Source organism: Nocardia sp. NBC_01009, assembly GCF_045208035.1.
Taxonomy (GTDB): domain Bacteria; phylum Actinomycetota; class Actinomycetes; order Mycobacteriales; family Mycobacteriaceae; genus Nocardia.
In genome coordinates, this window is sequence record NZ_CP108695.1 from 918,368 (window position 1) to 940,404 (window position 22,037).

The 22,037-nt window shown below is 67.0% G+C and carries 16 protein-coding genes; 9 read left to right on the forward strand and 7 right to left on the reverse strand.

The genetic code is table 11. The features are described 5' to 3' along the window. The first annotated feature begins 591 nt into the window (after positions 1-591). Positions 592-1,689 carry a YbhN family protein gene (locus OHA42_RS04205; RefSeq protein WP_406234719.1) on the forward strand — a complete coding sequence of 366 codons (1,098 nt, stop codon included), beginning with the start codon at positions 592-594 and terminating at the stop codon, positions 1,687-1,689. A gap of 37 nt (positions 1,690-1,726) precedes the next feature. On the opposite strand, the gene OHA42_RS04210 is transcribed toward OHA42_RS04205, so the two are convergent. Then, positions 1,727-2,437, reverse strand: a complete 711-nt coding sequence (locus tag OHA42_RS04210; RefSeq protein ID WP_406234721.1) for a methyltransferase domain-containing protein — start codon at positions 2,435-2,437, stop codon at positions 1,727-1,729. A 131-nt stretch (positions 2,438-2,568) separates the two neighbouring features. On the opposite strand from OHA42_RS04210, the gene OHA42_RS04215 reads away from it, so the two are divergent. Beyond that, the gene (locus OHA42_RS04215) at positions 2,569-3,210 is read left to right on the forward strand and encodes a TetR/AcrR family transcriptional regulator (RefSeq protein ID WP_406234723.1); all 642 of its coding nucleotides are present in this window, start codon (positions 2,569-2,571) and stop codon (positions 3,208-3,210) included. Here the strand turns inward: OHA42_RS04215 and OHA42_RS04220 are convergent. Continuing rightward, positions 3,169-3,507, reverse strand: a complete 339-nt coding sequence (locus OHA42_RS04220; RefSeq protein WP_406234724.1) for a cupin domain-containing protein — start codon at positions 3,505-3,507, stop codon at positions 3,169-3,171. The two genes, OHA42_RS04215 and OHA42_RS04220, sit on opposite strands and share 42 nt — an antisense overlap. Before the next feature lie 64 nt (positions 3,508-3,571). On the opposite strand from OHA42_RS04220, the gene OHA42_RS04225 reads away from it, so the two are divergent. Next, positions 3,572-4,996 (forward strand): PLP-dependent aminotransferase family protein, encoded by a 1,425-nt coding sequence (locus tag OHA42_RS04225; protein ID WP_406234725.1) that lies wholly within the window; start codon positions 3,572-3,574, stop codon positions 4,994-4,996. Positions 4,997-5,102: 106 nt separating this feature from the next. On the opposite strand, the gene OHA42_RS04230 is transcribed toward OHA42_RS04225, so the two are convergent. Together OHA42_RS04230 and fadD5 are read right to left on the reverse strand one after the other, a co-directional pair. Continuing rightward, complete coding sequence (locus tag OHA42_RS04230; protein ID WP_406234727.1) at positions 5,103-5,708, reverse strand: cysteine hydrolase; 606 nt, start codon at positions 5,706-5,708, stop codon at positions 5,103-5,105. 64 nt (positions 5,709-5,772) lie between these two features. After that, positions 5,773-7,344, reverse strand: a complete 1,572-nt coding sequence (gene fadD5, locus OHA42_RS04235; RefSeq protein WP_406234728.1) for a fatty-acid--CoA ligase FadD5 — start codon at positions 7,342-7,344, stop codon at positions 5,773-5,775. A gap of 388 nt (positions 7,345-7,732) precedes the next feature. Here fadD5 and OHA42_RS04240 point away from each other — a divergent pair, with 388 nt between their 5' ends. Further along, positions 7,733-8,710: an NAD(P)H-dependent flavin oxidoreductase gene (locus tag OHA42_RS04240; RefSeq protein WP_406234730.1), complete on the forward strand. Its 978-nt coding sequence runs from the start codon at positions 7,733-7,735 to the stop codon at positions 8,708-8,710. A 204-nt stretch (positions 8,711-8,914) separates the two neighbouring features. Here OHA42_RS04240 and OHA42_RS04245 read toward each other — a convergent pair whose 3' ends face one another. After that, positions 8,915-11,635 (reverse strand): LuxR C-terminal-related transcriptional regulator, encoded by a 2,721-nt coding sequence (locus tag OHA42_RS04245; protein WP_406234732.1) that lies wholly within the window; start codon positions 11,633-11,635, stop codon positions 8,915-8,917. Positions 11,636-11,664: 29 nt separating this feature from the next. After that, complete coding sequence (locus OHA42_RS04250; RefSeq protein WP_406234733.1) at positions 11,665-12,615, reverse strand: MBL fold metallo-hydrolase; 951 nt, start codon at positions 12,613-12,615, stop codon at positions 11,665-11,667. A gap of 175 nt (positions 12,616-12,790) precedes the next feature. On the opposite strand from OHA42_RS04250, the gene OHA42_RS04255 reads away from it, so the two are divergent. The 5 genes from OHA42_RS04255 (at position 12,791) to OHA42_RS04275 (ending at position 21,622) form a co-directional block, all read left to right on the forward strand. Beyond that, a complete protein-coding gene (locus OHA42_RS04255; protein ID WP_406234735.1) occupies positions 12,791-13,051 on the forward strand; it encodes an acyl carrier protein in 261 nt (86 codons plus the stop codon). Then, positions 13,048-18,297: an SDR family NAD(P)-dependent oxidoreductase gene (locus OHA42_RS04260; RefSeq protein ID WP_406234737.1), complete on the forward strand. Its 5,250-nt coding sequence runs from the start codon at positions 13,048-13,050 to the stop codon at positions 18,295-18,297. The genes OHA42_RS04255 and OHA42_RS04260 overlap by 4 nt, the downstream gene beginning before the upstream one ends. Next, complete coding sequence (locus OHA42_RS04265; RefSeq protein WP_406234739.1) at positions 18,297-20,024, forward strand: fatty acyl-AMP ligase; 1,728 nt, start codon at positions 18,297-18,299, stop codon at positions 20,022-20,024. Before OHA42_RS04260 ends, OHA42_RS04265 begins: the two co-directional genes overlap by 1 nt. An 87-nt stretch (positions 20,025-20,111) precedes the next feature. Continuing rightward, on the forward strand, positions 20,112-20,489 hold the full coding sequence (locus OHA42_RS04270; RefSeq protein WP_406239071.1) for a hypothetical protein: 378 nt from the start codon (positions 20,112-20,114) through the stop codon (positions 20,487-20,489). Continuing rightward, a complete protein-coding gene (locus tag OHA42_RS04275) occupies positions 20,486-21,622 on the forward strand; it encodes a cation:proton antiporter (RefSeq protein ID WP_406234741.1) in 1,137 nt (378 codons plus the stop codon). The genes OHA42_RS04270 and OHA42_RS04275 overlap by 4 nt, the downstream gene beginning before the upstream one ends. A gap of 10 nt (positions 21,623-21,632) precedes the next feature. Here OHA42_RS04275 and OHA42_RS04280 read toward each other — a convergent pair whose 3' ends face one another. After that, on the reverse strand, positions 21,633-22,037 hold the full coding sequence (locus tag OHA42_RS04280) for an RNA-binding S4 domain-containing protein (protein WP_406234743.1): 405 nt from the start codon (positions 22,035-22,037) through the stop codon (positions 21,633-21,635).

The window sequence follows — 22,037 nt, forward strand, 5'->3', positions numbered from 1 at the left end:
TTGCACTGCACGACAGCATGTCTCACATCTCACCTCAAAGAGGGGGAATAAGAATGCTACGTAATCTCGTGACCGGCGCTCCGCTGCCGCAGGTCCGATGATCGGACTCGCACCCGGCGCGAACGCTTCGCCGATCGGAAATTACAACCTTCAATTAATTCCGGATTCCAAGCGGTCGACCTCCCGTGCGGACAATCCGAGGACAACTAGTGGATATGACTTCACCAAGTGGAACAACTGCGCCGGTGGCGGCCAAAAATTGCTGGTACACGTCCGGCAGTTCCCGGATATCGAACGGCGGATCCCCGCGGGTATCGCCGAACACGTCGGCGGAGCAGTAGAAGGGGCGGGCACTATTTCGGGTGTCGAAATAATCGGAGGCTGCTGAGCCGGCATTTCGCCCGGCAGCAGACCGGTCTCTATATCCAGGACACCTAAGGGTATGAGCAGGTGCTGCGCAGTCAGCGTCGTCACCAGCGGCCGATGACCAATGGTCGCTGATGACGGCTTTCCACAGCGCCGACCGGAAGTAGAATCGGACCCGCTGCCACCTCTTGGCCACGTACCGCGGATCCGGGTTAGGCTGAGCCCGTGGTGGACGCAGAACCCGACGCTAGACCGGAGTCCCCGCGGCGACGGGGGTACTCGAGATGGATAAAGTGGCTGCTCGGCACCGCGCTTGTAGCGATCTTGGTCGCCGAGGGCGTCATTCTTTGGCCCAGCCTGCACGACTCGTGGCAGCAGCTCATCGGCGTGAAATGGTATTGGGTAGCGTCCGCGATCTGGGCAGAAGCGGTGTCTTTCAGCGGATTCGCCCGGGTCCAGAAGCAACTACTCCACTCTGCCGGAGTCGAGGTCAGCCAGCGCAAATCTTTGGCCGTCACCTACACGGCGAATTCTATATCGGCAACACTTCCCGCCGGTCCGATCTTCTCGATGGCTTTCATCTACCGGAACACTCGACGCTGGGGCGCAAGTCCATTGGTAGCGTCGTGGCAGCTGGCAATTTCGGGCGTAGTCGCTGCGGCAGGCTTGGGCCTACTCGGGCTCGGCGGCGCCCTACTGGGTTTCGGTTCCATCAGTCTCGTCACTTTGACATTTTCGCTTGCGAGTGTGGTCGCTCTGATCTGGGCCGGGCATTATGCCGCCACCCATACTGATGCACTCGAAAACACGCTCAGGCGAATTGTTGGGAAAATCAACAGAATACGCAAAAAACCCGAGGACAGGAGTATGGCGAGAGTCCGTGAGATTCTCGGCCAGCTGGAATCGGTAGACCTGAATCGACGAGACGGGCTGCTGACGCTGGTCTGGGCCATACTCCATCGCACCGGTGATGTCGTTTGTCTGGCCTTCTGCTGTTATGCCGTCGGCGCAAATCCGAACTGGGCCGGACTGATGGTCGCTTTTGCGGCGGGCAAAGCCGTCGGCACCGTGCCGTTCATACCGGCAGGCATCGGATACGTTGAGGCAACCTTGATTTGGGCCCTGACAGCCGCAGGTATGCCACTGTCCCAAGCGGTACCCGCAGCAATTATCTACCGGATGATCAGCTTGATTCTGGCGGCGGTTCTCGGCTGGATCATCTTCCTCGTATCGTTCCGCACGCTTCATGAACAAGCCGATCTCGATACCGAGATCGACGCGGAATTGGGTGTCGGCACCCCAGCCCCGCGTGATCTCGAATAGCCTCCTGTGTGTGCTGGAAATAGTTTCCAGCGACGACTCACACGTCTTTGACGGCGAGCAGCGCTCCGGTCGCCGGTTTGACCTCGGCGAAATCCACGGTCCGGAATCCGGCCGCCAGCAGAGTATCCCGGTAGCGCCGAATATCAATGGCCGCCAATGGATCTGCCTGGTGCCCCACCGCGGCGTCGTCGTGGGTGCGGTGCCCGGCATACCGGGACATGCCCTTGACTACCGCGCGCAACATGCGGCCGTTGGTGTCCGTATCGGCAAGCAGCAGTCGGCCGCCGGGCCGCAGGACGCGGAACATGTGCGCGATCGCGGCGTCGCGTTGCGCCTCCGGGATGTGGTGCATCACGAAAGTGCAGGTCACCACGTCGACCGAAGCGTCGGCCAGCCCTAGCGACTGAGCGGGGCCGAGTTCGAATCGACAGTTCGAATCTCCGCGGTTGCGTCCGATCGCGTAAGCGATCATCTGCGGCGACGGGTCGACACCGATCACTCGGCCACTGTTGCCGACCCGAGCCGCAAGGGCGCGAGCGAGATCGCCTGGCCCGCTACCGATATCGAGTGCATGCTCACCGGGAACAGCACCGGTCAGCGCGACAAGGCGGGCATTGAGCGCCCTGCTCCTGCCGAGCATGAATGCGGTCTTGAAGGCACGATAGCTACGCGGCTTGGTGAGCAGGACGCCGACTTCGTTGTCATCGTGGGAATGGGTAATGGCAAACTGTTGTTCGTTTCGGGTCATGTGTTCATGATCTGAAGGAACTGCCAGATCGACCAGAAGCAAATCGGCGGAATCGGTTCCGTTCGGGACGGATTCCTGCCTTCTGTTCGGAAGGCCACGCCATCGGGAGGCCCCATGCACGGAACGAAGCTATGAGCGACAGCAAGGATCGCCGGGTCAAGCGCACCAAGAGCCAGCTACATCGCGCCCTGATCGAGCTGATGCTGGAACAAGGCTACGACCGGATCTCCGTGCGGGACATCTTGCAGCGCGCCGACGTCGGGCGGTCCACGTTCTATGCCCACTTCCGCGACAAGGACGATCTGCTGCTGGTGAGCAGCACCGAATACCTGCGTGCGGCGGTGGCGGCCTGTCGCACCGGACGCGACACCGCGCCGCTGGCGCCGGTCTTCACGCTTTTCCGTCTTGCTGCCGAGAATCCCGAGGTGTACGAAGCGATGCTCGGGCGTAAAAGCAGCGCGGTGCTGCTGCATACGACCCGGCGCATGGTCGCGGCCATTCTCACCGAGCAGCTGTCCAAACGGCTGGATATGGACGACAGAGAGCTCACCACCACCGTGACATTCATGTCCTGGGGCGTGGTCGGCCTGCTCGGCGCGATTGCCGATACCGAATCACCACTTTCGGCGACCGAGGCCTATCAGCGCTTCGAGCAACTGATCGGCCCCGGCCTCGTCGGCCGAGTGCGGGTGGTGCCGCCGGCCGACGACTCGAAGGTCACCGATGTGGAGTCAGTTGCCGTACTGCGCAGTCTCGGGGCGCTCGATCAATAGCGTGTGCGCGATCCCATCGGCCACCGGGCGGTGGCTGATGCCCTTGGGCACGACGAACATTTCACCGGCGTGCAGCGTGACGGGCTCCCGTCCCGCCAATTCGATGCGGAAAGACCCGTCCCAGCACAGGAAGAGTTCGTCCTCGTCGTGGTGGTGCCACGGGAACTCGCCCGCCAACTGAGCGACCCGGACCACGGTGTCGTTGACGATGGCCAACTCCCGCTGTTGGAACGGCCCGGGCAGGCCCGCGATGGCCGCGGTGATCGAAACGGGTCCGGTGGTGCTTGCTGCTGTCATGGGAACCATCGTCGAGCCGTCGGGCCACCCGATCCAGCGCCAATCCGGCATAATTGGTTTGCCTATGGATCCAATCAATGTGACGGAACGGCTCGGCCGCTGGTCGGCGGGCCGCGGCCCGTTGTACACGCTGCTCGCCGCGGGACTGCGCCGGCTGATCGATGACGGCGAGCTGTCCCCTGGCGCGCCACTGCCGCCGGACCGGGCCCTCGCCGCCGCACTGGCGGTCGGGCGTAGCACCGTGGTCGCGGCTTACGACTTGTTGCACGACGAAGGGCGGATCGTGCGACGGCAGGGCAGCGGCACCCGGGTAGCCGGAACACCACAGGTAGACCCGCCGGGAACCACGAGCGAGCCGATGTTCCTCGACTTGCTCGAACCGCGATCGGATGTCATCTCGCTTGCCTGCGCGGCACCCGACCGGCCCCCCGCCGAACTGACCGAGTCCTACGCGGCAATACTGCCCGCACTGGCCGCAACTACCGAAGACATCGGCTACTACCCCGCCGGTCATCCCGTGCTGCGCCGCGCAGTCGCCGAGTACTACCGCGGACGCGGCGTGCCGACCGAGCCGGCACACATCCTCGTCACCACCGGTGGCCAACAAGCGCTGTCGCTGCTCGCGCGGGCATATCTCCGGCCGGGCGATCGAGCGCTCGTGGAAGCGCCCACCTATCCCGGCGCATTGGAGGCCTTCCGAGAGCAGGCGGCAGTCCTGTCCGGGTTGCCGCCCGGGCTGGACGGTTTCGCGGCGGCAGTGCGCGAGCACCGTCCGGCAATCGCCTACGTGATCCCCACTTTTCAGAACCCGACCGGCTCGGTGCTGTCCGCGCTCGCGCGTCGACGACTCGCAGAAACCGCTGCCGCCGAAGGTATTCCGCTGATCGATGACGAAGTCCTCGCCGAACTCGGCTTCCCCGGTCACCAGACACCCCCACCGCTCGCCGCCTTCGCGGACACCGTGATCACGATCGGCTCGTTGAGCAAAAGCGTGTGGGGCGGACTGCGTGTCGGATGGATACGCGCGGCCGCACCCGTCGTCTCCAAACTGGCCAGGATCCGTGCGGTGCACGACCTCGGCGGCAATCTGCCCGCCCAGCTCGCCGCCGCCGAGCTGCTGCCGCGCCTCGATGACCTGCTGCGCAGGCAGGCGCCCGAGCGCAAGATGCGCCACGACCATCTACGCGCCGAGCTGGCCCGCCGCCTCCCGGACTGGGCAGTGCCTCCGGTCGAGGGCGGCCAGACCCTCTGGATCCGCCTGCCCTACGGCGACGGCGCCTCTTTCGCGCAAGCCGCACTGCGCCACCGTGTTTCGATCCTGGCCGGCAGCGGACTCGACGTGTCCGGCGGCTCCGAGAGCTCGGTGCGAATCCACTTCCTGCACCCACCGGAAAGCCTCAGCGCTGCCGTCGATCGCCTGGCCGAGGCCTGGCGCACCTACCGGCCACCGTCCCGGCCCGCCACCGCGCCACCCGCACTCGCCATGTAGCGACGGCAGCGGCAGGCCCGATCCGCGTCGGTTCGCGCACAGCCCGATGACCAAGCCGTCCTTCGAACAGATCGAGGGCGTCGTCGCGGAGGGGACCTGGAACGAATCAGCGCGGATCTATCAGTGCCAGTGCCTGGTCCGCGGTGCGGCACCCTGCCGTGGTCAGTTCGAGATTCGCCAGCGAGGCCGCGTCTGCTTCGGCGGTCGGCGCGGCGACACAGTCCGCGATCGGATGGACGGTGAAGCCCAGATCGGTGCCGTGGCGGGCGGTTTGCTCGACCGTGAGGTTGGTGGCGACGCCGGTGATGAACAGGGTGTCGATCCCTTGATCGGCGAGCCAGTCGGCCAGCTTGTTGCCCGCGAGGCCGGAGAGCTTCTGGTTGTCGAAGACGATGGTCGGCTGTTCGATCATCTCCGGAATGAGCTGGGTACCAGGCGAATCCGGGCGAAAGTCGGTCTGCGCCGCGCTGACCGAGCGCATGAACCCGGTATTGCGCACCAGCTCGCCCTCCCCGATCGGAATGGTGAACCGGGTGAAGATCACCGGCAGGCCGCGCTCGGCGGCCGCCTCATGGAAGCTCCGCGCACGCGGCACGACGCCACTGGCAGCGACCGGACCCGACAGCATCGGTCCGAAAAACCCCTCGGGCCGAATCACATTGACTTGCCAGTGCAGCGCGAGAACGGCCGCGCGGATCCGTGGGATAGCCATAGCCGATCCTTACGCATCCGCGCCGCCGATGTCCACCGCGTAGAGGCCCCAATTCAGTCGGGTCTCAGGACGAATAGTCCTTGCGCAGTTGAACTTTCACCACCTTGCCGCTGGCATTGCGGGGCAGCTCGGCCACGACGACCAGATCCTTCGGATGCTTGTAGCGCGCCAGATTCTCGTTGAGGAAGGGCGCCAACTCCGCCAGCGTGAGCTCGGTACCGGCATCGACAAGGGCGACGATGGCGACCGGGACCTCGCCCCACTTCTCGTGTGCCCGCCCGACCACCGCCGCCTCGCGGATCTTGGGGTGCGCGAACAGCACGTTCTCCACCTCCGCGCAGTAGATGTTCTCACCGCCGGAGATGATCATGTCCTTCTTGCGGTCCACGACGTAGAGGAAACCCTCCTCGTCGGCGCGAACGAGGTCACCGGAGTGGAACCAGCCGCCCGCGAAGGCATCCGCCGTCGCCTCCGGCTTGTTCCAGTAGCCGGACATGAGAGTCGGTCCGCGGTAAACGATTTCACCGACCTCACCGGGGGCGACATCGTTCATCTCGTCATCGACGATGCGAGCCTGGATGGTAGGGATGGGCTTGCCGACCGAGCCGAGCTTGCGAATCGCGTCTTTGCCCTCGAGCACACAGGTAATGGGCGACATCTCGGTCTGGCCGAACACCGCGACATTGCCGGCGTTCGGGAAGCAGTCGGCCATCGCCCGCAACACCGTGTCGGAGGCGGGGGCCGCGCCCCAGCTGAGCATCGTCAGCGCGAGTTTGCGGTCTTTGACCGTCGGCTCCGCACAGATCATCTGCCACTGCGCGGGCACGCAGAACGCGGTGGTGGCCTGCTCGCGCTCGACCGCGTCGAGGAAGTCGGTCGCGTCGAAGGCGCCGAGCGGGTGCAGGACCGTCTTGCCGCCGAGCAGGAAATACGGTGCGAGACTACCGATTCCGGCGATGTGGAACAGCGGCGAAGTACAGAAGCTGACGGAATCGGGATCGAGGTCCATGGCTCGAATACAGGTCAGCGACTGGGCATTCATATTCGCGTGCGAGAGCACCGCGCCCTTGGGGCTGCCCGTGGTGCCCGAGGTGTACATGATCAGCGCCGGAGTGTCCTCCGGGATATCGAGCGGAGTGTGCGGCGCACCGCCCTCGACGAGCACGTCGTCGTAGCCGAATACGCCGTCGGCGGTCTTGCCGCCGATCACGATGCAGCTCTCCAGCGCGGGCGCTTGCCCCTGCACGGCGGCGGCCAGCGGCTGCAGCATGGTGTCGGTGACGATCACCTTGGCGCCGCTGTCGCCGACGATGTAGGCGACCTCGGGCGGGGTGAGGCGGAAGTTCACCGGCACCGCGATGGCGCCGATGGCGGTGATACCGAAGACCGCTTCGACGTACTCGGGGTAATTCAGCGCGAGGATGAGCACCCGATCGCCGAACCCGACGCCACGCCGGGCGAGGGCGTCGGCGAATTTCAGCGAACGCTCGTTGAGCTGCTGCCACGTGGTGTCCACCCCACGGAACCGAATCGCGACCGCGTCCGGGCGCATCTGCGCGTGTGCCGCGATCTGGTTGTTCCAGTGGTTGCGCCGCGACCTGATCGGCTCGTCGAGCGGCTTCACACCAGTGGTCATGCCACGAACTCCTCTCGGACCGTCGCGTGTCCGCCGGGGAGTCCGGTAGCGCTGACGGGCTGAACTGAGATCAGAATATCAACTAACTTACCGGTCTAACAAGAGACCAAGATATGAATCATCGTTAATCGCCTCAGCGCGGGCCTCGGTGCACATAAATATCTCTTAGCTGCACATATATCGAGAACACCGGCGCGACAGCTAGGACGCCGGTCGCACGAACCGGAGGCGAGTATGCGAATGTCGGCTCACTTAGGAGTTGAACACGAGGCGATTCTCGTGTCACCATCAGTGCCGAGGCGGATGGTATGCAGCTGTCCACCCCGGACGACGGCGTCCACCCGTTCCGGGCGAGCACCGGGCCCGCGCAAGGCATAGGAGAAACGCAATGCTGCGTACCAGGTTCACCGAGACCTTCGGCGTCGAGCACCCGATCGTGCAAGGCGGCATGATGTGGGTCGGCAGGGCCGAACTCGTCGCGGCCGTCGCCAACGCGGGCGGACTCGGCTTCATCACCGCGCTCACTCAGCCGACTCCGGAGGACCTACGCCGCGAGATCGCGCGCACCAGGGAGCTCACCGATAAGCCGTTCGGTGTGAACGTCACGATCCTGCCGTCGATCAACCCACCGCCCTATGCGGAATACGTGCAGGCCATCATCGACAGCGGCATCAAGATCGTCGAAACCGCGGGCAGCAACCCCGAGCCGTTCCTGCCGTACTACAAGGACGCGGGCATCAAGGTGCTGCACAAGTGCACCAGCGTGCGGCACGCACTCAAGGCCGAACGTATCGGCGTCGACGGCGTCAGCATCGACGGCTTCGAGTGCGCAGGCCACCCCGGCGAAGACGACATCCCCGGCCTGGTCCTGATCCCCGCCGCGGCCCGCGAACTGCGCATTCCGATGATCGCCTCCGGCGGCATCGCCGACGCCCGCGGCCTGGTCGCGGCACTGGCACTCGGCGCAGACGGCGTGAACATGGGCACCCGATTCCTGTGCACCCAGGAATCCTCTATCGCACAGAAGGTGAAGGAGCAGATCGTCGCCAACTCCGAGCGCGACACCCAGCTCATCTTCCGCACCATGCACAACACCGCCAGGGTCGCCGACAACGAGATCAGCCGCAAGGTCGTCGAAATCGAAAAGGCCGGTGGCACTTTCGACGATGTCCGCGACCTGGTCTCCGGCGCGCGCGGCCGCCGCGTCTTCGAAGAGGGCGACCTCGACGCCGGCATCTGGTCGGCGGGCCTATGCCAGGGCCTGATCCACGACATCCCGACCTGCGCGGAACTCATCTCACGCATGGTCACCGAAGCCGAACATCTCATCACCGCTCGGCTGGCGGAAACCGTCGTCGTCGGCTGACCCGACGCGAAAAACCCTTCGACCGCCCGGCTTTCCGGAACGTAGGCTCGGCGGACGAAGAAGGGGGGGTTCCTATGTCGACGTTGCAGGTCACCGCGGAGCGGCTGGTCGTCCAGTAAGCGGCGGCCTCGCCTTCGCTCGGGCCAAGCGCACCAGCAGCGGCCTCGCCTTCGCTCGGGGCTCGACAGGTCGACGTGGTCCGGGTCAGTCGAGGTTGAGGCGGACGAGCTCGACGCGGCTGGCCACGCCGAGCTTGGGGAAAGCGCGATACAGGTGGTGCCCAACGGTTTTCGGACTCAGAAACAGTTGGGCGGCGATCTCTTTGTTCGTCGAACCGGCGGCCGCCAGCCGGACCACCTGGAATTCCTGCGGGGTGAGGACCGCGGCCAGATCGGTTTCCGGCTCCGGCACCACGCCCTCGCCCGCCGCACGCAGTTCGGTGCGGGCACGTTCGGCCCACGGCGCCGCGCCGAGACGGTCGAAGATCTCCAACGCCTTGCGCAGGTGGGTACGGGCCTCGCCCGCGCGCCGTTCACGGCGCAGCCATTCGCCGTAGAGCAGGCCGGTGCGCGCGTAGTCATACCAACGCTCCACCGCGGCATGCAGTTTCAATGCCTGCGCGAACAGCTCGCCATCGCCGTTGAGTTGCGCCTGGCAGCGCAACGTCAACGCCTCGGCCCACGGCGATTCGATAGCGCTGGACCACTCTTCGATATCGGTCAAGGCCTCGAGGGCCCGCTGCGGACTCCGCAGCCGGGCGGCGGCTTCCACTAGGTCCGATAGCAGATCGATCCACTGGCCCCGCGCCCGATTCGGCGAATGGTACTGCGCCTCCAGCCGATCGAGCGCGAGCTCGTTGCGCCCGAGACCGAGGTCGAGCAATGCGAGCGCCCATTGGAAGTGCGCGACATCAATGGCGTTGTAGTCGCCGGGCGCCTCGCGCAAATTGCGTTCGGCGAGTTCGCGGCAGCGCTGCTCGTCACCGCGGACAGCCGCGATGATCGCCAGATTTCCCTCGGCATGGGAGACCCGGTTGGGCTGGCCGATATCGGCGGCGATCCGCCCGTACTGCGTCGAGGTGAGCTCGGCTTCGCGGAAGCGACCGAGGATCATCTCCGTCGTCGCCAGCGTGCAGCCGACGGCGGGCAACCAGCCGATCATGCCGCGATCCCGCAGCAACTCGGCCAACTCCGCCAACATGTCCCGCGCGTCGGGCATATCGCCGATCAGCGCTGCCTGCAGCGCATAGGCGAGCCGAATGGAGATCATGTCGAGTGGAATGGCGCGGCTGAAGGCCACACTGGCGCGGATCTGCGCGACCCCGGCCGCGCGCTCACCGGAATGCAGCATGAGTGGCCCGTTCACCGACGAAACCAGCAGCGCTCCTTGCTCACCGAGTGGCAACGCCGCCATCCGGTCACGCGCCCGGATGACCCCGGTGAGGTCACCGGCGGTCCACGACGCGCGCCCCGCTTCGATCAAGGTCCACGCGGCACGCTCGGGATCGACCTCGGCGAGGTGCTCGGCAGCCTCCATGAACAGGTTGTGCGCCTTGCGCAGTGAGCCGTGCTCGAACTCGATCAACCCGCGCACCCCGCCGATCCGGCCGCGTTGGCTCGGGTCGAGGTCCAATCGCTCGGCCTGCTCGGCAAGACGAAGAGCACGGTCGGTCCGGCCGGCCTCTGCGGCGATTTCGACCGCGGACATCAGCCGCCGCGCCCGCACGGCCGGGTCCGGCGTGAGCGATGCGGCGCGCTCGAGTGCCGCGGCGGCCGAGGCGTGACCGGTTCGGTCGCGGGCCCGATCGGCGGCGACTTCCAACGCCGCGGCGACGGTCTCGTCCGGGCCCGTCGCGGCCGCGGCACGGTGCCAAGCACTGCGGTCGGGATCGTCGGCCAGCGCTGCGGCAATGGCCGCATGCACCGCGAGACGCTGGGTGAAAGACGCGCTGTGGTAGGCGGCCGCGCGCTTGAGCGGGTGCCGAAACGACACGGACGGTCCGGTGATGCACACCATGCCGGAACGTTCGGCCTCCGCGAGCGCGTCTGCGGTGAGCCCCATTTCGGTGAGTACCCGCAACACCAGACCGAGGTCACCGGTCTCCTCGGCGGCGACCACCAGCATGGCCATGCGGGCGGACTCGGACTGGTCGGCGATGAACTGCGCATAACCGCTCTGCAGACGCGATGGCAGCGGCAAAGGTCCCAGCTGCGGCGAATCGAGATCCATCCGCGGCAGTTCGAGCAGCGCCAAGGGATTGCCCGATGCCTCGGCGAGCACCCGCCGACGCACCGCAGGCTCCAGGTCCGGCCAGAAGTCCGCGAGCAGGGCGGCAGCGGCTTCGCCATCCAGCGGCGCAGGCCGCAATTCCGGCAAACCGGGCGCGGTGAATTCGGTGCGGCCCGCGAACAGCATCACAATGCCTTCGGCACCGAGCCGTCGAGCCGCGAACAGCAGTGCGTCGGCGGAGGGTCGATCCAGCCATTGCGCATCGTCGATCAAACACAGCACCGGCCCAACGGCGGACAACTCGGCCAGCAGCGACAAGGTGGCAACTCCGACAAGGAACCGGTCGGCCTGCTCGGCCGGACACAAACCGAGCGCGCCGCGCAGAGCGTCCCGCTGCGGACCCGGCACCGCATCGATCCGATCCAGCGTCGGGTTGAGCAAGAGGTGCAGGCCGGCGAAGGGCAGTTCGGATTCGCTCTCGATGCCGGTGCAGCGCAGCACCCGCCAACCAGCCCCGGACAGTTCCTCGGCATGGTGCAGCAACGCGGACTTGCCCTCGCCCGCCTCCGCGATGATCGCCAGCGCGCCGCTACGGGAGTGGCGCGCCCCGTCCAGCAATCTTCCGATCTGCTGTATATCTCCAGCGCGACCGTAAAGCATGTACGCCAACCTAAGGGGCCCGCGGAAAATCAGCAAACGATTCGGTCGCGGAAGTGGTGCACAACCTATCTTGCGGCCAGCGCGGCGACGGCGGTGTAGTCGTGGGCCGCGACGATATCGATGCCGTCGGGCAACGCGTGCAACCGATGGATGGTGGCGAACGCGGCATCGCGGTCGGCGTCGAACAGTTGGCCGGGCATCGGCGCCTTCTCCCGAATCAGCTCTACCTGCAGCTTGTTCCACACCGCGTCACCGGCCAGCAGCACTCGGCTGCCGTCGTCGACCGCGAGCAGTACGCCGATGCTGCCCGGCGTGTGCCCGGCCAGATCGACGAGCAGCACCGAGCCGTCGCCGAACAGGTCTTTGCTGCGCGGGAAGGTCGCGACCGGTGGCCCGTCGAGCTCGAAGGTGTCGAAGGTGCGGGCGCGCAGCGGACCGCGGGCAACACCGGTCGGGGCGTGCTCACCACCGAGCGCCCAGGCGTGCTCGGCGGCGGGCAGGCGGATCGCCACGGAATCGGGCAGCTCGAGCAGACCTGACACATGGTCCCAGTGCAGGTGGGTCGGGATCACGAAGTCGATCGTGGTGACGGCGATATCGCGGGCGGCAAGGGCATCGGCGAGCCCGAGCACGGGCTTGTGCGGGGCAACCAGCAGCGGGATCGGGAACGGGAGTTCGGGCAGCACCCGATCGTGCACGCCGGAACACAGCGCCGGATCCACCAGGAAGCGCGCGCTCGGGTGCTCGATGAGGTAGGTCGACATCGTCATCGGCAGCTGACCGATGCTCCGCACGCCCTCGGCGACGATGGTCGTCGGCGCCGACATCCTGCCCTGCATCAGCACCGTGAGTCCGACGGTGACCTGCGCGGGCGGCAGCGGTTGCGGGCTCAGGCTCGCAAGCAACGCGGCATCGGGGCGCCGCGGGCGCAGCAACCGCCCCGGCGTCGCAGCTACCGCGGCGCAACAGCGCAAGACAGTGGGAAGGGTGGGCGTCCGCTCGCTGCTGTCGGCCATCGTGCCACCGTAGGCGATCGAGGCAGTCGGTGAAAGCGGCGGGGGGCCAGGCAATTTCCGGCCTTGCCCACGACGATTTCTGCGGCATAATTTCTGGGGTACCGGCCGCCACCGTCAGCAGCCCGCGGGCGGCGACTTCCGTGCGGCAACTTTCGGTCGAAGGGGAGGGAGATCGATGGCGTCCAGTCTTCCGAACCCGCACAGTCGGCGAACCGCACTCACCACCGCGGCCGTCGCCGCGATCGCGGATCTGCTCGGTGTCGAGGCCGCCGCGGTGTCCACCAACGCCCCGTTCAGCGAACTCGGGCTCGGCTCGCTCCAGCTCGCCCGGCTCACGGCGCGCCTGGAAGATGCCATGGGTGTCGAGGTTTCACTCACCGCGCTCTACGACAACCCGGATATCGAGCAGCTTGTCGAGTATCTCGCGATGCGATGACAACCACCACCACACCCGACCGGCCGTATCCGCCGGTATCAATCGTCGGTATCGGCTGCCGGGTCCCCGGTGCCGCGGGCGTTGCCGACCTCTGGCAGCTGCTGCTGGAGGGCAGGGACGCCACCGGCGAACCACCGGCCGGACGGCTCGGTGCGCGCCGCGGCGGGTATCTCGACGATGTCGAATCCTTCGACAACGACTGGTTCACCATCTCCGGCCGGGAGTCCGCGCTGATGGATCCGCAGCAGCGGCTGGCGCTGGAGGTCGCGGTGGAGGCCATCGACGATGCCGGAATCGGCTACCGCACCCGAGGTTCCGGTGCGGCCGTCGTCTTCGGCGCCTGCTCCTACGACCACGGCATCGCTGTGCTCGGTCACGGCGGATACGATGCGCCCTATGCGGTGACCGGCGCCGCGCTCAGCATCATCGCCAACCGGCTGTCCTACGTGCTCGACCTGCACGGACCGAGCCTGGTGGTGGACAGCGCCTGCTCGTCCTCGCTGGCCGCGGTGGACCTCGCGTTGCGCATGCTCGCCGACGACGCGGTGCCGTTCGCCATCGTGGGCGGTGTCAATCTCACGCTGCTGCCGCATACCTCCGACTACCTGGCCGAGGGCGGATTCCTGGCACCCGACGGCCGCTGCAAACCGTTCGACGCCGCAGCGGACGGCTACACCCGTGGCGACGGCTGCGGCGTGGTCGTCCTGCAGCGCACCGCCGACGCGCTGCGCGACGGTAACCGGGTGTACGCGGAGATCGTCGGCTCGGCGGTCGGCTCGGACGGCCGCTCCAATGGCCTGTATGCGCCGAGCGGCCGCGCCCAGCAGGAAACCCTGCGCACTGCATGGGCGCAGGCCGGGCTCGACCCGGGCACCGCAGGCTATCTCGAATGTCACGGCACCGGTACGCCATTGGGTGACGCGGTCGAGGTCGGCGCCATCGCAGCGGTGCTGCGCGGCGACCATTCCAGCACGACCTGGATCGGCTCGATCAAATCCAACATCGGTCACCTCGAGGCCGCGGCAGGCGTCACCGGCCTGATCAAAACGGCGCTGTCCATTCGGCACGGCGTGATCGCACCGACCATCCACTTCCACACCGAGAACCCGCTGCTGAAACTCGCCGAGCACGGACTGCGCGTCCCGACGGAACCGATCGACTGGAGCGACACCGAGGTGACCGAACGCCGAGCCGGGGTGAGCTCGTTCGGATTCGGCGGCACCAATGCCCATGTGGTCTTGCGCGGCATCGCCACCGAACGCCCGCACCGCGGCGGCGAGCCACCTGTCCTGATCGCGGTCGGCGGGCGCGATGTCACCGACCTGCGGGCACGGGCAACCGGTTGGGCCGACCTGCTCGAGCGGGCTGACGGGCCTGGGGCCGACGCCAGTACATTGCGGCAATTCGGTTCAGCCACAGTGCGATTGATTCCGGAAGGCACTCGGGCCGCTGTCGTCGCCCGGGATACCGGCGAGGCTGTCGGACGGTTGCGGACCCTGGCCGCCGCAGACGCGGGCGTCGGCGTGCTCGGCCCGAGTTCGGTGCGACAACGCGGCGGAGTCCTGTTCCTGTTCTCCGGCCAGGGGAGCCAGCACTCCAGGATGGGGCGGGCGCTCGCGGCCCGCTATCCGGTGTTCGCCGCAGCCGTTACCGAGGCTGCCGACGCGATCACCGAGGCGGGTGGTCCGCGAATCTGGACTCCGCGCAAAGGGTTTGCCCTCGCATCCTCGGCTGCGAACAACAGCAGTGCGGCCACTGAACTCGTACAGCCTGCGATGTTCGCCTTCCAGCTGGGGATGGCGAAATTGTTGGCATCGTGGGGTGTCACGCCCCATGCGGTCGCCGGCCACAGCCTTGGTGAGGTAGCGGGAGCGGCCGTGAGTGGAGCACTGTCGCTGCCGGACGCCGCCCGCGTCATCGTGCAGCGCAGCAGCATTCTGGCGCGGCTGGATGGTCACGGTGCGATGGCCGTGGTGGAGGCAGCGCCGGACGAGGTGGCGAACCTGGTGGAACCGCTGCGTGCGATGGTGGGAATCGCGGCGATCAACGGACCGCGTTCGGTTGTCGTCTCCGGCGCACCCCGATATGTGGATACGGTGGTGCGCCGGGCCAAGCGGCGCAAGCTGTTCGCGCAGCGGATCGCCGTGGACTTCGCCGCGCACAGCCCGCAGGTCGCGGCGGTGCTGCCCGAATTCGTCGACGCACTCGACGATCTCGACCCACTGGTACCCCACACACTGGTCTATTCCACGGCGCACCCGGGCAAAACCATCAGCACGGCCGAGATGGACGCCAACTACTGGGCCGACAATGCTTCGGGCACTGTCGAACTCACCGCGGCCATCGAACGGGCCGCTGGCGACGGACTCACCACCGTGCTGGAGATCGCACCCCATCCGGTGCTGACGCCGGCCGTGCGCGAGCATGCCGACTTCCAGGATTCGACCCACCCCGTAGCAAGCCGCGACGACGAGGCCGCGGCCTTTCTCGCCTGCCTCGGGCGGCTCTACACCGAGGGGCGATCCGTCGACTGGTCCGCGCATGGGCCGTTCACCGCTGCGCCGCCACCCCGGCATTGGATTAGACACCGATTTCCATTGATCGGCGTGCTCGATGCTGCCTCCGTTGCGCCGAGCCCTCTGCTCGGCGAGGGTGGCGACAATCCACCCTTCGAGCCGACTATCCGCACGAGTCGCGACGGCGGATCGGCCGAGGCAACCATCGCCGAATCGGCCTTTCCAGCAGACGATCTCGCCGACCACGTGGTGCAAGGCGTGCCCACCGTGCCTGCCGTGTTCTGGCTGCGCCGATTGCTGCACCTGGCGCGCGGAGCGGCAGCCACGGCGGTTGCCGACTTCGTGGTGCACGAGCGAACCGATCTGAACGCGCTGCCTGCGGTTTCTTATCGGCGCAACGCCGAGGACGCCAGCGTGCAGGCGGAGGTCACGGGTGCCGGGACGCTGGCATCGGCTCGGCTCGCCGGTGACCCCACACCCGCCGATATCGTCGCGTGGATGCGGGTGGTCGATGCAAATCGAGCGGCCCGCCGTCGCATGCGCAGGATTGACCCCGATGGTTTCTACGAGGCTCTGCACGGCCGGCAGCTGACATACGGACCCGGTTTCCGCCCGCTGCGCGGTATCGAGGCAGGCCACGATTGCGCGTTGGGCGCTTTCGATGCCGCACCGCTGCAACGCGCCGCGACACTCGATGGCTGCCTGCAGCTGCTCGCCGCGGCAAGCTCCGACGCCCTGCCCGCCGATGCGGTCCCACTGCCGGTCGGCATCGAATCGGCGTGGCTGTCCACAGAATCGGACCGCGTCGTGCTCGAGGCGCATGCCTTCGTCCGTGAACGCACGGACACGGGCCTGACCGGCGACATCGTCGGCACCGACCAGCACGGCGTCCCGGTGCTGGCCATGTCCGGTGTCATGGTCCGGTTCGCGGCGCTCGGCGCGTATCCGCCACCGATCCAGTCCGGTTCGGCCACCGGACCTTTCCGCCGCCAGATATGGCGGCCGATACAGCTCGAGTTGCCGGACGACATGTCGAGGAGCAGTACCGCTCGTGGATCCGGGCACGCGCAACGAGCTCTCGTGATCGGCGAATCGGAGTTGGCCATGCGGCTGACCAGGGAACTCGACCGGACGCTGCCCACTGAAAGGGTCGCCCGCGAGCCCGACGCCGCCGGCCCGATCGTTTCCGCAGTGCTCGCAAGCCGGACCACACCCTCGCGTACCGCAGTCGTGCTGGTGTGGCCGTCCGGACTCGATGCAACGCGACAGCGCGAATTCACCAGCGCGGTCCCCGCGGTGGGTCGGATTCTCGATGTGATCCAACGCATCCAGTCCGACGACGCCACCGCCTCATTGACGATCGTGCTCCCCGACCACGGCCTGCCCGCCGAGACGACAGCACCACCCGAGCCGGGCCGCGGCACCGACAGCTCGGTACCGATGGCGATCGCCGGTTTGGTGCGCTCCCTGCAGCTCGAGTCGGGTCACGATGTCCGACTGGTGTGGAGTGATTCGGCCGCGGAAAGCACCGCACTGCTGCGCAGCATCATTGTCGAGACATCCACCGCGCGGACCGGTCGGATACCTGAGGAGCTGCGAATCACGCACGGCGTCACGGCCATCCGCCGGTTCATCGCCGCGCGCCGCCGATCCGCATCGCCCGCGCCCATCGACACCAACGGGACTTACGTGGTCACCGGCGGGCTGGGTGCGCTCGGCGCTGTCGCGGTGCGCTGGCTGCTCGATGCGGGGGCACACGATGTGGTGGTGCTGACCCGTGCACCCCGGCCGGTGCCCGCGCTGCTGGAGGGTCTCGAGGACCGAATCGTCGTCGTTCGGTGCGACGCCGCCGATCGAAACGATCTGCGCAACGCGCTCAACGATATTCGTGAATGCGGTTCCACCATCCGCGGCATCGTGCACGCGGCGGGCACCCTGGAGGACGCGGTATTCGAGGCTGTCAGCGGTCGGCAGCTCGCACGCATGTTCGCGCCGAAGCACCGTGCCGCAAGCAATCTGATCGAACTCACTGCCGCCGACGCCACCGATTTCGTCCTGCTGTGCTCTTCTGCCACCGGCGCACTCGGTGCACCCGGCCAGGCCGCCTATGCCGCTGCCAACGCCGCCATGGACGCACTCGCTCTCGCCTATCCGGATCGTCGAATAGTGAGCGTCGGCTGGGGCGTCTGGTCATCGGGGCTTGCCGAAGTCGCCGGCGGGGCGGCGCATATGGGGCGCGCGGGTATCTCCGCATTCACCGCGGCGCGAGGTACGGAGCTGCTGGCACAGGCGTTGTACTACGACGACGCCTACCTCCTCGCACTGGACTACGCACCGACGTCCGACACCTCGCCGGTCGCCCTTCGCCTCAGGGATTTACTCACCGCAGCCGACGACTCCGCAACAACGCCGGCACTCCCCGACCGATCGAATATCGATGCTGCCACCAGCCCGACCCCGCCGCAGGACCCTTCCGAACCACTGACCGCAACCATCCGCGCCGTGCTGAGCGCCACCCTCGACCTGCCTGCCGAACACCTCGATCCCACCACCGACTTCAATGAACTCGGCCTCAGCTCCTTGCTCGGCATCGAGATGCGACGCCGACTCGAAGCCCGGCTCGATGTCCGAATCTCGACCGCCGAACTCTTCGAGCACCCGACCATCACCGCGCTCGCCGCGGCCCTTGCCGAGCGGGTCGCCGCGGCGAATCCCCGCAAGGCCCAGTGATGCCGTCGAAAACTGCTCCCCCGCACAACGTCCTGGCAGCTCGGATCGCCGAATGGGCGGCTACCAAGCCTGATGCCGACGCCTATACCGAATTGCGTTACCGCGGTATGGAATGCCTACCCGTCACCATGAGTTACTTCCAATTGCACAGCGCGGCCGGGATGCTCGCTCAACAGCTCAGGGCTTCGACCGATGTCGGCGACCGAGTTGCAATCCTGTGCGCCCACGGCATCGACTATGTCGTCGCGTTCCTGGCCTGCCTCTACAGCAATCGTGTTGCCGTCCCACTCTTTCCGGCCACCGACACCCGCAATCACGCTCGAATCGAGGGCGTGCTGGCGGATGCCCGACCGGCACTGAGCCTGGTCTCGGCGACGGACCGGACGACCGCCGCGCTCTTCGGCCCCGCCCTGGGCAACGTGCTCACGCTCCCGGCGGATGTCGCCGCCGCGGCCGTGACAGATCCAACGATCGACACGCTTCGGGCCGACCTCGCCTACCTGCAATACACATCCGGCTCCACCCGAACCCCGGCCGGGGTGGAGGTCACGCACGCCAATTTCGCGGCGGCACTGGATCAGATGTGGTCCGCCGTGCCTGCGGTGCGGCACAAACCCATCGTGACCTGGCTGCCGTTCTTCCACGATATGGGCCTGGTCCTGGCTCTCTCGCTGCCGCTGTACTCGGGGGTGCACGGGGTGACCATGGCACCTGCGGAATTCGTGAAGCGACCCATTCGATGGTTGCGCGCCTGCAGCGACTACGGAGCGGGAACCACCGGCGGCCCCAATTTCGGCCTCGCCCTTGCCGTCTCGTCGACCACACCGCAAGAGCGGGCCGGACTCGACCTATCCCGGCTGGACGCACTGCTCAACGGCGCCGAACCGATCCGCGCCGATGCACTCGCGGACTTCACCGAGACCTATGCCGCACACGGCTTCCGCAACCACGCGCACACCCCCGGGTACGGCTTGGCCGAGGCGACGCTTCCGGTAACAATCTGCCGGTCCGAAGACGACCCCGTCGCGCTCCGATTCGATCGCACGGCCTTGGCACAGGGACTGGCGGTCGTCACCGCCGATGGCGTGCCCCTCGTCGGCTGCGGAAGCGCGGCGGGCCAACAGGTCGCGGTGGTGCATGCGGTCGAGCCGATCGCGGTCGCGGATGGCACCGTCGGTGAAATCTGGGTCGCGGGGCCGAATGTCTGCGCGGGCTACTACGGCAACGCCGACGCCACTGCGAAGCGTTTCGGCGCCGCCGTGCCGGGCAGTGCCGAAGCCTGGTTGCGGACCGGCGATCTCGGCTTCTGGCATGAGGGACAGCTCTACATCGCCGGCAGGCTCGCGGACCTCATCGTCATCGATGGCCGCAATCACTTCCCGGCCGATATCGAAACAACGGTGGCGGCGTGCGCGCCCGAGGTGCGCCCCGGTCATGTGACCGCGTTCGGCCACGACAACGGCCGCCGCGAAGAAGTGGTGGTGGTCGCCGAGCTGGTGACAGTGGAGACCACCGCGGCCGACGAACTGGTCGCGCTCGCCCACCGGATCCGGATTGCCATCGCCACTGTGCACGAGGTGCCGCCCGGCGCGGTCGTACTGGTCGAGCCCGGCCGCATTCCGAAGACCTCCAGCGGCAAGCTGCGCCGCGGCGAATGCCGGGCACTGTACGGGTCGGGCAGGCTGCCGCAGCTGGCCGCTGTCGGTGCCGAGCTGCCACGGCGGTAGGTACAGCGGCGCGCAGCGACACGGAAAGGCGCACGCTTCCCCGCTATCGGGAGCCGCGACCGCGATGATGAGCCCATGGCGACCGAAATCATCTCCGTGACCTGGAAAGACCACCCCGACGAACACGACTATCCCGCCGCTGCGGACTACCTGGAGTTACTGGCCGAACCAGGGATCGTCGACGCCGTCATCGCGGGCCTGCGGGACGCCCCGATCGTGCACAAGAAGGCCAAGGACATCCTGCGGGCCGCCCGGCTGGAACTGGTCGGTGCCGAGAATCCGTATGTCCGACGAGATCTCATCAAGATCAACAATGGCAAGGCGCTCTCGCCGATCCTGCTGGTGCGCGGCGACTTCCGAGCCGGTGTGCCGATGGTGATTGCGGACGGCTATCACCGAGTGTGCGCTGTCCACTGGGCCGACGAAAACATCGCGATACCCGCGAAAATCGCCGCCCTGCCGTGACGTTCTCCACCCTGGCCCTTGTCGTCGCGCTCGGCCTGTGCGGACCGATCCTCGCCGTGCGTCGCTCGTGGCGCATTCCGGTGATCCTGGGCGAGTTGATCGCCGGAATCCTGTTCGGCAGCACAGGTTTCGGGGTCCTGCACACTTCAGATCCGATTTTCACCTTCCTGGCGGACATGGGATTCGCGGTGGTGATGTTCGTCGCGGGAACCCATGTCCCGGTGCGGGATCCGGCCGTCCGATCGGCGCTCGGGGTGGGCGCAATTCGTGCCGGCACAGTCGGATTACTCGCCACCGCAGCGGGTTTCGGTGTGGCCCAATGGTTCGACACCGGGCACGGCGCGATCTATGCGGTACTCATGGCGTCTTCGTCGGCGGCGCTGGTGCTGCCGATCATCGACTCGCTCGGCATACGGGGAAAGCCGGTACTGGCATTGACAGCCCAGGTCGCCATTGCCGATACCGCGTGCGTGATTGCGTTGCCGCTTGTCATCGACCCGGCTGAGGCCGGGCGCGCAGCACTCGGCGCCATCGCGGTGGCCGTGGCCGCCGCCATCTTGTTCCTGGTTTTGCGGCAGCTCGAGCTCTCCGGTGCGCGCCGCCGCGCGCACCGCCTGTCCGAGGACCGCGCCTTCGCCCTAGAGCTACGGGTGAGCCTCGCCGTGTTGTTCGCACTGTGCGCGCTGGCGACCCAGACGCACGTATCGATCATGTTGGCGGGCTTCGCCGCCGGGCTTGCGGTCGCCGGGATCGGGGAGCCACGCCGGGTCGCCCGCCAGCTCTTCGCCATCAATGACGGCTTTCTCGGTCCGCTGTTCTTCGTCTGGCTCGGCGCCCGGCTCAATCTGCGCGAATTCGGCGAGCATCCGAACCTCATCGGGCTCGGCCTGTTCCTCGGCGTCGGTGCGATCCTTGTGCATGTGGCGACCCGAGCCGTCGGACAGCCGTTCGCCTTCGGCGCGCTTGCCGCCGCACAGATCGGCGTGCCGGTCGCCGCGGTAACCGTGGGCACCCAACTACATGTTCTGGTGCCGGGAGAATCTTCGGCCGTGATGCTCGGGACACTGTGCACGATCGCCGGGGCCGCATTAGCGGCAAGCCGAACAGCAGGCGCCACCAGAGCCGGCGGCTAGCGCAGCGGCGTCAGGTGTCTTCGCGGCCGAGCAGCCGATCGGTCTCCCGGCGTTCACGTTTGGTCGGCCGACCCGAGCCCCGGTCGCGGCGCGGCATCGTCGCGAGAATCTCGCGCGACGGCGGCGGCGGGCTGTAGTCGATCAGGCATTGTGCGGCAATCGGAGGTCCGACACGTTTGGTGACGATTCGCTCCACGATCACGATGCGCTCGATGCCACCGGCGCGGATTCGCACCTCGTCGCCGGGGCGTACCGGTTGGGCAGGTTTGGCCGCGACGCCATTGACGCGGACGTGCCCTCCGCGGCAAGCCTCAGCCGCCGCGGACCTTGTTTTGAACAGACGCACCGCCCACGTCCACGAGTCGACTCGTGCCTGTGTCGCGGTGTTCTGATTGCCGGGTACGGCTGGTGCCAC